Below are 12,059 nucleotides of genomic sequence, written 5' to 3'. Positions count from 1 at the left end.
AGGACGTTCAGCGTCTGGAGGAAACATGCACTCCCCCGCCAACACTCCCGTCTACGAGAGGGTTCGCCGGAACCCCAAATTCCACGAGCTGGTGCGCCAGCGCAGCCGGCTGGCCCTGGTCCTGTCGGCCATCGTGCTGGTCGGCTACTACGCCTTCATGATGGTGGTCGCCTTCGCTCCCGGCCTGCTGCACAAGCCGATGTCCGACGAGTCGTCGCTGAGCGTCGGCTTCCCCATCGGGGCGGCGATCATCATCCTGTCCTGGCTGCTGACCGGCGTCTATTCCCATTTCGCCAACGGCCGCTTCCAGGACCTGACCGACGAGATCACGCGGGAGACGCTGCAATGATCGCCCGCCGGATCCTTGTTGCAGCCAGCGCCGCCATCCTGGCCGCCGCCCTGTCTGCCGTGCCGGCGCTGGCCGCCGGCGATGTCGGGCAGCTGGAAAAGCAGCCGATCAACCTGTCGGCCATCGGCATGTTCATCGCCTTCGTGGTGATGACGCTGGGCATCACCTATTGGGCGGCCAGCCGCACCCGGTCCACCTCCGACTTCTACACCGCGGGCGGCGGCATCACCGGCTTCCAGAACGGCCTGGCGATTGCTGGCGACTACATGTCGGCGGCGACGCTGCTCGGCCTGTCGAGCCTGGTGTTCGCCAAGGGCTATGACGGCTTCGTCTACACCATCAGCTTCTTCGTCGGCTGGCCGATCATCCTGTTCCTGCTGGCCGAACGGCTGCGCAACCTCGGCCACTTCACCTTCGCCGACATCGCCTCATACCGGCTGGACCAGGGCAAGATCCGCACTTTCGCCGCCATCGGCTCGCTGACGGTGGTGTGCTTCTACCTGATCGTCCAGATGGTCGGCGCCGGCCAGCTGATCAAGCTGCTGTTCGGGCTGGACTACAATGTCGCGGTGATCGTGGTCGGCGTTCTGATGGTGGTCTATGTCACCTTCGGCGGCATGATCGCCACCACCTGGGTGCAGATCATCAAGGCGGTGCTCCTGCTGGGCGGCGGCATCCTGCTGGCTTTCCTGGCCCTGTCCCGCTTCGGCTTCAGCCTGGAGGCCATCGCCAGGAGCGCCATCGCCTCCCACAAGGACGGCGTGAAGATCATGGGGCCGGGCACGCTGCTGGCCGACCCGGTATCGGCGGTGTCGCTGTCGCTGGGCCTGCTGTTCGGCACCGCCGCCCTGCCGCACATCATGATGCGCTTCTTCACCGTCCCCAACGCGCGCGAGGCCCGCAAGTCGGTCTTCTACGCCTCGGGCTTCATCGGCTTCTTCTTCCTGATCGTCTGCGTGCTGGGCATGGCGGCGATCACCATCGTCGGCACCGACCCGCAGTTCTTCGAAGGCGGCAAGGTCGGCGGCAAGCTCATCGGCGGCGGCAACATGCCGGTGATGCATCTGGCCAAGGCGCTGGGCGGCGACCTGTTCCTGGGCTTCCTGTCGGCGGTCGCCTTCGCCACCATCCTGGCGGTGGTGTCGGGTCTGGCACTGGCCGGCGCGTCCGCCATCGCCCACGACCTCTACGCCCGCGTCATCCGCAAGGGCGAGGCGACGGAGCGCGAGGAGATGCGCGTGTCCAAGATCGCCTCGCTGGTGCTGGGCGTCCTGGCCGTCGTGCTGGGCATCGCCTTCGAGAAGCAGAACGTCGCCTTCCTGGTCGGGCTGACCTTCGGCGTCGCGGCGTCGGTGAACTTCCCGGTGCTGATCCTGTCGATGTACTGGAAGGGGCTGACCACGCGCGGCGCGCTGGCGGGCGGCATCGCCGGCCTGATCTCCGCAGTGACGCTGGTCATCCTGTCCAACGCCGTGTGGGTGGTGGTGCTGAACAACCCGGCCCCCATCTTCCCCTACGAGCAGCCGGCCCTGTTCTCGATGACGCTGGCCTTCATCGTCACCATCGTCGTCTCGAAGCTGGACAGCAGCGCGTCGGCCCGTGCCGAGCGCGAGGCCTTCGAGGACCAGTTCGTCCGCTCCCAGACCGGCATCGGTGCCGCCGCCGCGGCCAAGCACTGATCCCCTGACGGCCCGACGGCCCGGCACATTTTAGCGGAAAGGCGCTCTTCTCCAGTCCGGGGAAGGGCGCCTTTCCTTATGTCAGCCGGCCGAGACGCTGTTGTCCTTGCGGCGCGACAGCTGGATCTGCCCGTCCAGGCATTTGACGTAGCCGGTCTTGCCCGGCTTCAGCCCGTCCAGGATGGTGACCAGCGCGCGGGGGATCGCCGCGAATTCCTTGGAGCCGCGCGACTGGCCGTTGTAGGCGGCGATGTGTGTGCGCAGCGTCTCCTTGGACACCGGCTTCCCGTCATTCCCGATCATCTCGTCCGCCTTTCGATGCTCTTGACCGCCGACAGGCTTACGCCGGCAACCCATCCGCCGCAACCGGCCGGCCGGTGCGGTCGGCGGGGAAACGGATGGTGGCGGCGGTGCCGCGGCCCGGTTCGCTGTCGATGGACAGGCTCCCGCCATGCAGGGCCATCAGGTCGCGGCAGATCGACAGGCCCAGCCCGGTGCCGCCGAACCGCCCGGAGATGCTGCTGTCGGCCTGCTGGAACGGCTCAAGGATGCGGGCCAGCGCGTCGGCGGCGATGCCGATGCCGGTATCGCGCACGGTGATGGCGATCCGGCCATCCTCCTCCCGCACCCCGCTTACCGTCACCCGGCCGCCGCGCGGGGTGAATTTGACCGCGTTCGACAGCAGGTTCAGCAGCACCTGACGCAAGGCGCGCTCGTCGGCCAGCAGATTGGGCAGGTCGGGGGGGCAGTCGACCGCCAGCGTCACCCCACCGACATCGGCCGGCACCGCGGCCAGCGCCCGGCAGGTCTCGATGGCCTCGGCCGGCTCCATCCAGCTTTCATCCAGCGTGTAGCGTCCGGCCTCAAGCTTCGACATGTCCAGCACGTCGTTGATCAGGTCCAGAAGGTGGCGGCCGCTGTTCTGCACATGACGGGCATAGTCGCGATAGCGCGGGCTGCCCAGCGGACCGAACAGCTCGTGCAGCATGATGTCGGAAAAGCCGATGATGGCGTTCAGCGGCGTGCGCAGTTCGTGGCTCATGGTCGCCAGGAAGGCGCTCTTGGCCCGGTTGGCGGCCTCCGCCTGGTCGAGCGCCGTGGCCAGCCTTTCGGCGGCCTCGACCCGCTCGGTGATGTCGCGCGCCTCGACCACCAGCACCGTAACGACGCCCCTGTCGTCGTAGACCGGCTTGATCGTCACATCCATCACGCGGGTGAGCCCGTCGGCGACCACATCGGTCTCGTAACGGACGAAGCGTCCCGAGGCCGCCTTTTCGATGGACTGGCGGAAAGCAGCCGCCAGATCGTCCGTGCGGGCCCAGCCGCGGAACTCCCAGGCGGGATGTCCGACCAGCGCTTCGGCCGGCAGGCCGGCCAGGGCGCAGGCAGGCCGGTTCAGCGCCAGCACCCGACCGTCCGGCGCCAACAGCCCCATGATCTGGAAACTGCTGTCGAACAGGGCCTGCGACCGCCGTTCGCTGGCGCGCAGCGCCTGCGTCGTCGTTTCCAGCCGGCCGAGCTGCCGCAAGGCCAGCAATGCCAGCAGCAGCACCACCACCGACACTGCTGCGGTTTCCAGAATGCGTTTCCAGCGGTCGTCGTACCAGCCGGCCAGCACGTCCTCGGTCCGGATGCGGACATAGACGTAAAGCGGCCACCCCGCCACACGGCGCACCGTACCGATGCGCTCCCGTCCCTCCGTGGGATCGAGACCGGACAGCGTCCGGGCATTCTCACCGGCAGGCAGACGCGGCAGGACCGAGGCGAAGAAAGCGCGGTTCTCATCGAGAGCGCGCATTCCGCTCCGAGAATGGGACAGGACCATGCCATTCTCACCGTACAACAGAATGATGCTGAGCGGGCCGATGTCCTGGGTCGCATAAAGCCGGGCGAAACGGTCGAGATCGAGCACAGCCACCGCCATGGCGCTGCCGTTGGCAAGCGGACGGATTATCGCGGCCCGCCAACCGCCGTCGGCCTCGCGATAAGGCCCGACGAAGGCGCGCGGCTCCCCCATCAACGCCTCAGCCAACGGGGAATGGGCGACATCGGTGGGCTTGTGCAGACCGGCAGCCTGCCGCACCCGGCCATCCCGCTCGACGATCATCAGAGTCCGCAAAGCCGGCCCGGGACCGATGGCCGCCCCCGATACCCCTGCCCCTTCCCCAACCAGATAGGCGGGAATCGTCCCCTCGGCCGCCGTCGCCCGAAGGGCATGGTCCGCCACGACCATGACCCGGCGGGCGTCCTCCTCCAGCAAGGTCGAGAGGTTTGCGGTCTGGCGCAGACCATCATGGATCGCCCGGTCGCGCGCCCGCTCAAGGTCGGCGTATGCGACCAGCCAAAAGCCGGCGATCACCGCCACAAGCAGGCCGATTCGCATCGCGGCGACGGGCGGAAGAGAGGATAAGCGCCACCACGTCCCGCGTGCGCCACCGTCCGGTTCGGAGAGATCCGTCAAAGGAAATGGTCCGCCGCGTCTGAATGCTGGAGAGACGTCAAGCCGGAACGGCCGGACGCGACGAACTGTAGCATGCCGGTGCGGGCATTTTCACGTTCGCTTACCCCTGATCCGGGCAGCATCAGGGATGCTTCGGCCGGCCGTCGTGCATGGAAGGAGCTTAGGGGAAGAGTTCCGGGAAAAGTTTGGCTCGACAAAGCCCGCAGCCCGCGCTTCTCTGCCCGGCGACGATGTGAAGGAGGATCCCGTCGGGCATGCTGCAGGATTTCATCGATAGCCTGTCCCAGGGGCCGCTCCTGGGGCTGATGCTGTTCCAGATCGCCATCGTCTGGCCGATGTCGCGCATCCTGCGGCGGGCCGGCTTCTCGCCGCTGTGGGCCCTGTTCTCCCTGGTGCCGCTCGGTCATGTTGTGCCCATCGGCGTGATGGCTCACAGCCGATGGCCGGTGCTGCCGGCACGGCAGGCGCGCAAGGTCAAGGCACGGAGGACGGCATGACGGAGACCGTGATCCAGCTCGGCTTCTGGGAACTGCTGATCGGCTCCATCGTCACGATGTACATGCTGATCGCCGGCGGCTGGGTTCTGGCCAAGGCCGGGCGCAGCCCGCTGTGGATCCTGCTGCTGCTGTTCCCCTACCTCAACGTCCTGGCGGTCTGGGCCTTCGCCTTCATCCGCTGGCCTTTCGTCGACCGCGCCCCCTCCCCGACGCAGCCCGACGAGGGCTGAGCACCGGACCATCGGCAAGGGGACAGGATCGGACGTCATCCTCGATCAGATGTCGTCCTCGATCAGATGTCGTCCTCGATGAGGCGGACGATCACGTCGACGCGGGCGACGCGGGTGCCGGCGGGGGCGGCCGGAAGGTTCTGCACCGTCAGCCGGTCCGCGGGGATGTCCTCCAGCCGGCCGGTGGATTCGACGAAGAAATGGTGATGGTCGCTGGTGTTGGTGTCGAAGTAGGATTTGCCCGCCTCCACCACCACCTCGCGCAGAAGCCCGGCGGCGGTGAACTGGTTCAGCGTGTTGTAGACGGTCGCCAGTGACACCGGCAGGTCGGCTGCCTGCGCCTCGCCATGCAATTGCTCCGCCGTGACATGCCGGTCGCAGCCTTCGAACAGCATGCGGGCGAGGCCAAGGCGCTGGCGGGTCGGGCGCAACCCGGCGCTGTTCAGCCGGTCGAGGGCTCGCTTGAAGGGGCGTTCGGCGGTCATCATGGGCGAGGCACCCGTACTGTCGACAGTGGGATCGGACACGGAGTCCAAAACAGAACCGCGGCACTAGGCCGCATTCTGTTTAAGAGTAAAACCATTCGGAAAGCTCACGCAAGCCATTGTCGCAGCGACGTCAATGGAGACATGGTTTGGAGAGCCGCCCGAACCGGATGACTGCCCATGACGGCCCAATGCAAAGGCCGCCGACGGTTTCCCGCCGACGGCCTTGCCAGACCGATGGATGTGGCCGGTGGATGCGACCGGTCAGTAGCCGGTGGCGATCCGTTCAATCAGCTGCTTCACCGTGGGGATGAAGCCGTCGTTGTAATAAGGATCGCTGGCGAAGCGGTAGGCGTTGTGCCCCGCGAACATCAGCTGGTTTTCGCAGTCGTCGGTGTGGCTGACCGCCTGGAGCGTCTTCTGGATGCAGAAAGAGCGCGGATCGGCGCGCTTGCCCGTCGTGCCTTCGTCGTTCTGCGCCCAGTTGGAGAAGCCGCAGGCCGACAGGCAGCCCATGCAGTCGACCTGATCGTGCAGGATCTTGTCCGACTGCTGGGGCGTGACGAAGACCAGCGTGCTGTCCGGCGTCTTCAGGGCGGTGGTGAAGCCCTGGGACAGCCAACCCTCGGCGCGCTGCTTGTCGCTTTCGGTCACGTAGACCGGACGGCCGCGCGGACCGACCGGGAATTCGGCCGAATGCTCGCCCACCGGCTTGGACAGATAGGCGACCTGACGCTCGGACCGGGCCATCAGGTCCAGCAGGAAGGGGTTCTTCACTGCCGACGAGTAGAAGCCGGTGGGGGAGAAGCGGTTCAGGAAGACGTCGCCCGGCTGCAGCGCCACCAGCTTGCGCTTCCACGCCATCGAAATCGGGCTCTCCTGGGTCAGCAGCGGACGGGTGCCGAACTGGAAGGCGACAGGACCCAGGTCTGGATTGTCGATCCAATCCTCCCACTCCGACAGCCACCAGACGCCGCCCGCCATCACGATGGGGGTGTCGTTCAGCCCGAAGCTGTTCATCATCTGGCGCAGGGCCAGGACGCGGGGGAACGGATCCTCCGGCTTCTGCGGGTCTTCGGAGTTGGACAGGCCGTTGTGACCTCCGGCCAGCCACGGATCCTCGTACACCACACCGCCGAGATGGTCCCGGAACTTGTGGTAGGCGCGCAGCCACAAGGCGCGGAAAGCGCGGGCCGACGAGACGATCGGATAGTAATGGACGCCGTAGCTCACGGCGATCTCGGCAACCTTGTAAGGCATGCCGGCGCCGCAGGTGACGCCGTGGATCATGCCCTGGGCGCCTTCCAGCACGCCATGCAGGATGTGCTCGGCGCCGCCCATTTCCCACAGGACGTTCATGTGGATACGGCCGTTGCCGTTCGACGTCTCGTGCGCGATGCGCGCCTGGGCGATGCCGCCCTCGATGCCGAAGGCGATCAGCTCGTTATGGCGCTCGCGCCGGGTCTTGCCCTTGTAGATCTGCGGCAGAAGGTTGCCGTTCTCATCATAGCTGTCGGCGTTGACACCCGAAAAGGTGCCAATCCCGCCGGCAGCCGCCCAGGCTCCGGAGCTTTCGCCGTTGGAAACGGCAATACCCTTGCCACCCTCGACGAGCGGCAGAACCTCCCGGCCGGACATCGGCAACGGCTTCAACGCCTTCAACGAACCCTCCAAAGACCGAACGTGGCATCCCGTGGGACGCCGGACCAAAGCGGCGGACTACCGGACGACGAAAAGCTCCGCCGGAATCCGCGTGGGTTCCGGCGGGATCGCCAGTGCGGTTCTATATATGAGGAATTGGCGCGCCCTACGAGCGGATTCATCCCCTCGCGCAAAAAACGTTCATGAATTGCCGCAGTCGCGAACGGAAGCGTCAGCATATCGACCGGTCCACCGGCGGATCGTCGGGCTTCCCATCAGGCATCCGCCGCCAGTTCGTCGGCGAGCCGGCCGGGCGCATCGGTGAAGACCGCCGACACGCCCCAGCCGAACAGGGTCCGGGCGCGCTCGGCGTCATTGACGGTGTAGGCCAGCACCGGCCGGCCGGTGGCGCGGTACTCGGCCACGCTGTCCGCCGTCTGGCGGTCCTGATGGACGTTCAGCGTCGCCGCGCCGATGCGATCGGCGATGGAAGCCCAGTCGGAGGGCGGGTCCCACAGCAGATAGCCGCGCGGGATCTTCGGCCACAGACGCTGCGCCACCTCCAGGCAGGGAACCTCGAAACTGGAGAGCAGAAGCGGCCGGTCGGACGGCCACAGCGGGCGCAGGGTGTTCAGCGCCACCTCCGCCGTGATCTCCTCCTGCCCCGGATAGGGCTTGATCTCCAGGTTCAGGCCCAGGCCCAGGTCATTGACCAGCGCCACCGCCTCCTCCAGCGTCGGCACGCGCTCGCCGACGAAGGCGGCATCGAACCAGCGCCCGGCGTCGAGTGCCTGCAGCTCCGCCAGATCCAGCAACGGGACGGCGCCGCTGCCGGTGGTGGTGCGGTCCAGCGTGTCGTCATGGATCAGCACGGGGCGCTGGTCGCGGGTCAGCATGACGTCCACCTCGACCCAGCGGGCGCCCTGGCGGGCGGCTTCGCGGATCGAGGCGAGGGTGTTTTCCGGGGCGCTTTCCTTGGCGCCGCGATGGCCGATCAGGCGGGGAAGAGTCGACAGCATGGGTCTCGCAGGAGTAAGAGCGGTCGCTTTCCTACATGACCCATTCCGTCGAAGCGGGAAAGAGCGATGAAGGCCCTGCACAGCGTTTCCGATCTGGTGGCCGCCGGGCTGATGACGCCGGAGGCCGGCGATGCCGTGCGCACGGTCGCCGACCGCTATGCCGTGGCGTTGACCCCGTACCTGCGCGAGGCGCTGGCCGGACGCATGGATCCGCGGGATCCCCTCTATGCCCAATATGTCCCCTCCCCGGCCGAGGCGTACAGCACGCCGGAGGAACTCGCGGATCCCATCGGCGACGTGGCGCGCAGCCCGGTGAAGGGCATCGTCCACCGCTATCCCGACCGGGTGCTGCTGAAGCCGCTGCACGCCTGCGCGGTCTATTGCCGTTTCTGCTTCCGCCGGGAGATGGTCGGCCCGGGCGGCGAGGCACTGACCGCCGAGGAGATGGATGCGGCGCTGGCCTATATCCGCGAGCATGAGGAGGTGTGGGAGGTGGTGATCACCGGCGGCGACCCGCTGCTGCTGTCGCCGCGCCGGCTGCGCGGGATCGTCCACGCGCTGTCGGCCATGCCGCATGTCGGTGTCGTCCGTCTGCACAGCCGCATTCCCGCCGCCGATCCCGACCGTGTCACGCCGGAACTGGTGGAGGCGCTGACCGCCCCTGACCTCGCCACCTGGGTCGCCGTCCACATCAACCATGCCGACGAACTGACTCCACCGGTGCGGGCGGCCCTCGCCCGGCTGGTCGGGGCCGGCATCCCACTGGTCGGACAAACCGTGCTGCTGAAGGGCATCAACGACAGCCATGCCGCGCTGGAGGCTCTGTTCCGCGGGATGGTCCGCAACCGGGTGAAGCCCTATTACCTGCATCATCCCGACCTTGCCGCCGGCACCAGCCATTTCCGTCCGACGCTGGCGGAGGGGCAGGCACTGGTGACCGGCCTGCGCGGGAAACTGTCCGGCCTGTGCCAGCCGACCTACGTGCTCGACATTCCCGGCGGCCATGGCAAAGCCCCCGCCGCCCCGGCCTGGATCGAAGCGGAGGACGGGAACCGCTATCGCGTGACCGACTTCACCGGCCGGGTTCACGACTACCGCGGCTGAGCGCCCGCCCTCAGATCGCTTCTGCCCGCAAAGCCGCAACCCAATGGGCGACCCGCGCCTTCAGGGCGGCAGCGCGGGCGAAGGCAAGTTCCTCGTCTTCCAGCGGCTCGACGATCTCGAACGCCAGCGACTCGGCGCCATGGGCGTTCCAGGCTACCTGCAGGCTGCGGTGCGGGCAGCCGCCCATCTTCAGTTGGAACCAGAGGCGGTTCCGGATCTTGTCGAGGTCCGGCGCGCCGCCCACCCACACCGTACCGGAGGCCCCGCAACGGACGGCGAAGACACCGGCCACGCTCTTGCGCTCCTTGTAGGCGGCCATTGCCGCCTTTCGATCCTCTTTCCCAACCGTCGCCGCCATAGCCTTCACTCCTTCGCGGGTTATCTGTCCCGATTGGTTATACCCGGGTGATATTCCATGCAAGGTTTTTATCCGGGTTTTATCCCCAGAGGGCTGGCGTCCCGAACAGCGGATCGGGGTTGATGAGGGCATTGTGGATGCCGACCACCGAAGCGAAGCCGGTCCACAGGATCAACGGCGTCCAGATCAGCGCGATGCTTCGGTCGTCACGCCCTACCAGCGCGATGCAGATCGACGTGATGACGAAGAAGCACACCGTCCATGCTGCGGCGAGGATTGAGCTGCCCAGCGTGAAATAGACGAGGCTGAAGGTGGCGTAGATCGCCCAGGTCACCGCCTGGAGGCCGATCAGAAGCCCGCGGCTGCGGATTCGCCGCGCCGGGTCGATCAGGCGGATGTCTCCCCAGATCTGGAAGACGTTCAAGGTGAACCACATCACCGGGAAGACCCAGCCCGGCGGCTGCAAGGGCGACGGGTGGTGCCCGGCAAAGGGCTGTCCGCCCCGCTCGACAAAGCCCCAGGCATTGACGATGACCCAGAACAGCAGGGGTTGCCACCAGCGGACCCGGAAGGGGGCGGGCGGTGGCGCGGAGTACGTGGCGTCGCTCATGCTCCGCCAGATAGCGCGCCGCCCCCAACGGTCAAGTCAGCGCCATCCTTCAGCGCCGGGCCCCCAGCGAGGCGAGCTGGAACAGCACGCGGGCGCACAGGGTCTCGTCCGGCATGTTGGTGCGCTTGCAGTCGGCCTCGGCATCGACCAGCCGCTCCAGCGCCTGCCGGACATGGTTGGGTGACCAGTGGCGCGCCTGCCTGACCAGCCGGGTTTTCAGCTTGAAGAAGACCGGCGGGCGCAGCGACTCGACGGCGGCCTCCGGCGACTTGCCGGCAGCGACCTGGGCGGTGAGCAGTTGCAGCCGCTGAAAATGGCGCTGGGCGCCGCGCAGGATCGGCACCGGCGAGGTGCCCTCGGCGAACAGGCGCGCCAGCGAGCGGTCGAGAGTCGCGAAATCGCCCTCCGCCGCCGCCCATATCGGCTCGTCCATCGACAGGGCGGCGCTATCGCCGATGCAGGCCTGGGCATCCTCCAGCCGCACGCGCTTTTCGCTGCCCATGTAGAGCGCCAGCTTTTCCGCCTCGCCGCGGGCCACCATGCGGTCGCCGACGAGGTTGCCGGCGAGGAAGCTCAACACGTCGGGATCGGCGGTCAGCCCATGGCCTTGCAGAATGTCGGCGATGACGCGGCCGAGCGACGCCTCCTCCTCGACATAGCAGGGGATGGCGGCGGCGGCATCGTCCCCCTCGAACAGAAGCCGCAGCTTGGAGCGGGCTGAGAGGTCGCCCGACTCGACCACCACCAGGCTGTCGCCCGGCGGCGGGTTTTCCAGAAAGGCGGCAAAGGCGGCGGTGGCGTTGTCCTCGGCATCGCGGACGCGGATCAGGCGCCGGCCGCCGGTGAAGGAGATCGCCGCCGCCTCGTCCGCCAGCCGCGCCGGATCGTCGGCAATGGCGCGCCCCAGGAACTCAGCGACGCGGAAGGGATCGGACAGGTCCGGCACCACCGTCTTGCCCAGCGTCTGGGCGCGGTCGCGGACGAGCCCCGAGTCGGGACCATAAAGCAGCACCGCCCGAACCTTGCGGTCCGGGCTGCGCAGAAAACCATCGATCGCCTTGGGCTGGAGCTTCACCCGTGCATCCCCGGCCGGTCAGGACCCGCGGCCGAGAAACATGGCGACGCGGGTGGTGATGTCGTTGGAGATGTCTTCGAGCGCCCGATCATAAGCGTTCTGCACTGTCACGATGGCGGCGTAATGCTGCTCCAGCGTGTTGTAGCTGACCATCGAGCGCGAGCTGGACTGGAACACGACCTGCCCGGTCTGGGTGTCGGTCAACCGGTAGGGGGCGTTGACCAGCAGCTGGGCGCGCACCGCGGTGGCGTCCTTCTGCAAGGCCAGCTTCTGTTCCGACGCCGTCAGCGACACGTCCAGCCGGTAGCGCGGAGCGCTCGGCCGCTCCGACGGGTAGAAATTGTCGATCAGCAGGTTGCGGAGCTTCTGCCCTTCGCGGTTGGGGATCGACGCGATGTCGACCTCCATCAGCCGCTCGGACGCGGCGGCCCCGATGCCCTTGCCGCCATAGAGCGGCTGGAACCCGCAGCCCGACAGGGACACGGCGGATAGGCCGAGCGCGAGGGCGAAAAGCCCCCGCGCCGCGGCCCGACGGAGTGGGGCCTGACGGG

General features: G+C 67.4%; 14 protein-coding genes. 5 read left to right on the top strand and 9 right to left on the bottom strand.

Features of this window, described 5'->3' with window-relative positions:
* Window positions 1–25: 25 nt before the first annotated feature.
* Together ACWPN3_RS25065 and ACWPN3_RS25060 are read left to right on the top strand one after the other, a co-directional pair.
* Window positions 26–349, top strand: a complete 324-nt coding sequence (locus ACWPN3_RS25065) for a DUF485 domain-containing protein (protein WP_109095823.1) — start codon at window positions 26–28, stop codon at window positions 347–349.
* Complete coding sequence (locus ACWPN3_RS25060; RefSeq protein WP_109095824.1) at window positions 346–2,028, top strand: cation acetate symporter; 1,683 nt, start codon at window positions 346–348, stop codon at window positions 2,026–2,028. Before ACWPN3_RS25065 ends, ACWPN3_RS25060 begins: the two co-directional genes overlap by 4 nt.
* Window positions 2,029–2,109: 81 nt before the next feature.
* On the opposite strand, the gene ACWPN3_RS25055 is transcribed toward ACWPN3_RS25060, so the two are convergent.
* A complete protein-coding gene (locus ACWPN3_RS25055) occupies window positions 2,110–2,331 on the bottom strand; it encodes a hypothetical protein (RefSeq protein WP_109095825.1) in 222 nt (73 codons plus the stop codon).
* Between the two features lie 37 nt (window positions 2,332–2,368).
* Complete coding sequence (locus ACWPN3_RS25050; RefSeq protein WP_492261798.1) at window positions 2,369–4,411, bottom strand: sensor histidine kinase; 2,043 nt, start codon at window positions 4,409–4,411, stop codon at window positions 2,369–2,371.
* Window positions 4,412–4,743: 332 nt separating this feature from the next.
* Here ACWPN3_RS25050 and ACWPN3_RS25045 point away from each other — a divergent pair, with 332 nt between their 5' ends.
* Together ACWPN3_RS25045 and ACWPN3_RS25040 are read left to right on the top strand one after the other, a co-directional pair.
* Window positions 4,744–4,986 carry a hypothetical protein gene (locus ACWPN3_RS25045; protein ID WP_109095827.1) on the top strand — a complete coding sequence of 81 codons (243 nt, stop codon included), beginning with the start codon at window positions 4,744–4,746 and terminating at the stop codon, window positions 4,984–4,986.
* Window positions 4,983–5,216: a hypothetical protein gene (locus tag ACWPN3_RS25040; protein WP_109095828.1), complete on the top strand. Its 234-nt coding sequence runs from the start codon at window positions 4,983–4,985 to the stop codon at window positions 5,214–5,216. Before ACWPN3_RS25045 ends, ACWPN3_RS25040 begins: the two co-directional genes overlap by 4 nt.
* A 62-nt stretch (window positions 5,217–5,278) precedes the next feature.
* Here ACWPN3_RS25040 and irrA read toward each other — a convergent pair whose 3' ends face one another.
* The 3 genes from irrA to ACWPN3_RS25025 form a co-directional block, all read right to left on the bottom strand.
* Complete coding sequence (irrA, locus tag ACWPN3_RS25035; protein WP_199237754.1) at window positions 5,279–5,701, bottom strand: iron response transcriptional regulator IrrA; 423 nt, start codon at window positions 5,699–5,701, stop codon at window positions 5,279–5,281.
* A gap of 264 nt (window positions 5,702–5,965) precedes the next feature.
* Window positions 5,966–7,363, bottom strand: a complete 1,398-nt coding sequence (locus ACWPN3_RS25030; RefSeq protein WP_199237472.1) for an NAD(P)H-dependent flavin oxidoreductase — start codon at window positions 7,361–7,363, stop codon at window positions 5,966–5,968.
* 254 nt (window positions 7,364–7,617) lie between these two features.
* Window positions 7,618–8,361: a glycerophosphoryl diester phosphodiesterase gene (locus ACWPN3_RS25025; RefSeq protein WP_492239894.1), complete on the bottom strand. Its 744-nt coding sequence runs from the start codon at window positions 8,359–8,361 to the stop codon at window positions 7,618–7,620.
* A gap of 66 nt (window positions 8,362–8,427) precedes the next feature.
* Between ACWPN3_RS25025 and ACWPN3_RS25020 the strand changes: the two genes are divergently transcribed.
* Window positions 8,428–9,465, top strand: a complete 1,038-nt coding sequence (locus ACWPN3_RS25020; RefSeq protein WP_109095832.1) for a lysine-2,3-aminomutase-like protein — start codon at window positions 8,428–8,430, stop codon at window positions 9,463–9,465.
* 10 nt (window positions 9,466–9,475) lie between these two features.
* On the opposite strand, the gene ACWPN3_RS25015 is transcribed toward ACWPN3_RS25020, so the two are convergent.
* The 4 genes from ACWPN3_RS25015 to lptE form a co-directional block, all read right to left on the bottom strand.
* On the bottom strand, window positions 9,476–9,823 hold the full coding sequence (locus tag ACWPN3_RS25015) for a GIY-YIG nuclease family protein (RefSeq protein ID WP_492239893.1): 348 nt from the start codon (window positions 9,821–9,823) through the stop codon (window positions 9,476–9,478).
* 79 nt (window positions 9,824–9,902) lie between these two features.
* Window positions 9,903–10,433, bottom strand: a complete 531-nt coding sequence (locus ACWPN3_RS25010) for a tryptophan-rich sensory protein (RefSeq protein ID WP_109095834.1) — start codon at window positions 10,431–10,433, stop codon at window positions 9,903–9,905.
* 49 nt (window positions 10,434–10,482) lie between these two features.
* Window positions 10,483–11,508, bottom strand: coding sequence for a DNA polymerase III subunit delta (gene holA, locus ACWPN3_RS25005; protein WP_492239892.1), 1,026 nt, complete (start codon window positions 11,506–11,508; stop codon window positions 10,483–10,485).
* Window positions 11,509–11,526: 18 nt separating this feature from the next.
* Window positions 11,527–11,991 (bottom strand): LPS assembly lipoprotein LptE, encoded by a 465-nt coding sequence (gene lptE / locus ACWPN3_RS25000; RefSeq protein ID WP_492239891.1) that lies wholly within the window; start codon window positions 11,989–11,991, stop codon window positions 11,527–11,529.
* Window positions 11,992–12,059 lie beyond the last annotated feature (68 nt).

The organism is Azospirillum sp. UENF 111221 (assembly GCF_058780625.1).
This window is presented reverse-complemented; position numbering and strand designations above follow the sequence as displayed.

What these genes read in the sequence shown, in the direction of transcription:
- ACWPN3_RS25045 (WP_109095827.1), top strand. Translation starts at nt 4,744, where the DNA reads ATGCTGCAGGATTTCATCGATAGCCTGTCCCAGGGGCCGCTCCTGGGG.
- ACWPN3_RS25055 (WP_109095825.1), bottom strand. Translation starts at nt 2,331, where the DNA reads ATGATCGGGAATGACGGGAAGCCGGTGTCCAAGGAGACGCTGCGCACA.
- ACWPN3_RS25065 (WP_109095823.1), top strand. Translation starts at nt 26, where the DNA reads ATGCACTCCCCCGCCAACACTCCCGTCTACGAGAGGGTTCGCCGGAAC.
- ACWPN3_RS25020 (WP_109095832.1), top strand. Translation starts at nt 8,428, where the DNA reads ATGAAGGCCCTGCACAGCGTTTCCGATCTGGTGGCCGCCGGGCTGATG.
- ACWPN3_RS25050 (WP_492261798.1), bottom strand. Translation starts at nt 4,411, where the DNA reads ATGCGAATCGGCCTGCTTGTGGCGGTGATCGCCGGCTTTTGGCTGGTC.
- ACWPN3_RS25025 (WP_492239894.1), bottom strand. Translation starts at nt 8,361, where the DNA reads ATGCTGTCGACTCTTCCCCGCCTGATCGGCCATCGCGGCGCCAAGGAA.
- irrA (WP_199237754.1), bottom strand. Translation starts at nt 5,701, where the DNA reads ATGACCGCCGAACGCCCCTTCAAGCGAGCCCTCGACCGGCTGAACAGC.
- ACWPN3_RS25010 (WP_109095834.1), bottom strand. Translation starts at nt 10,433, where the DNA reads ATGAGCGACGCCACGTACTCCGCGCCACCGCCCGCCCCCTTCCGGGTC.
- ACWPN3_RS25040 (WP_109095828.1), top strand. Translation starts at nt 4,983, where the DNA reads ATGACGGAGACCGTGATCCAGCTCGGCTTCTGGGAACTGCTGATCGGC.
- ACWPN3_RS25015 (WP_492239893.1), bottom strand. Translation starts at nt 9,823, where the DNA reads ATGGCGGCGACGGTTGGGAAAGAGGATCGAAAGGCGGCAATGGCCGCC.
- ACWPN3_RS25060 (WP_109095824.1), top strand. Translation starts at nt 346, where the DNA reads ATGATCGCCCGCCGGATCCTTGTTGCAGCCAGCGCCGCCATCCTGGCC.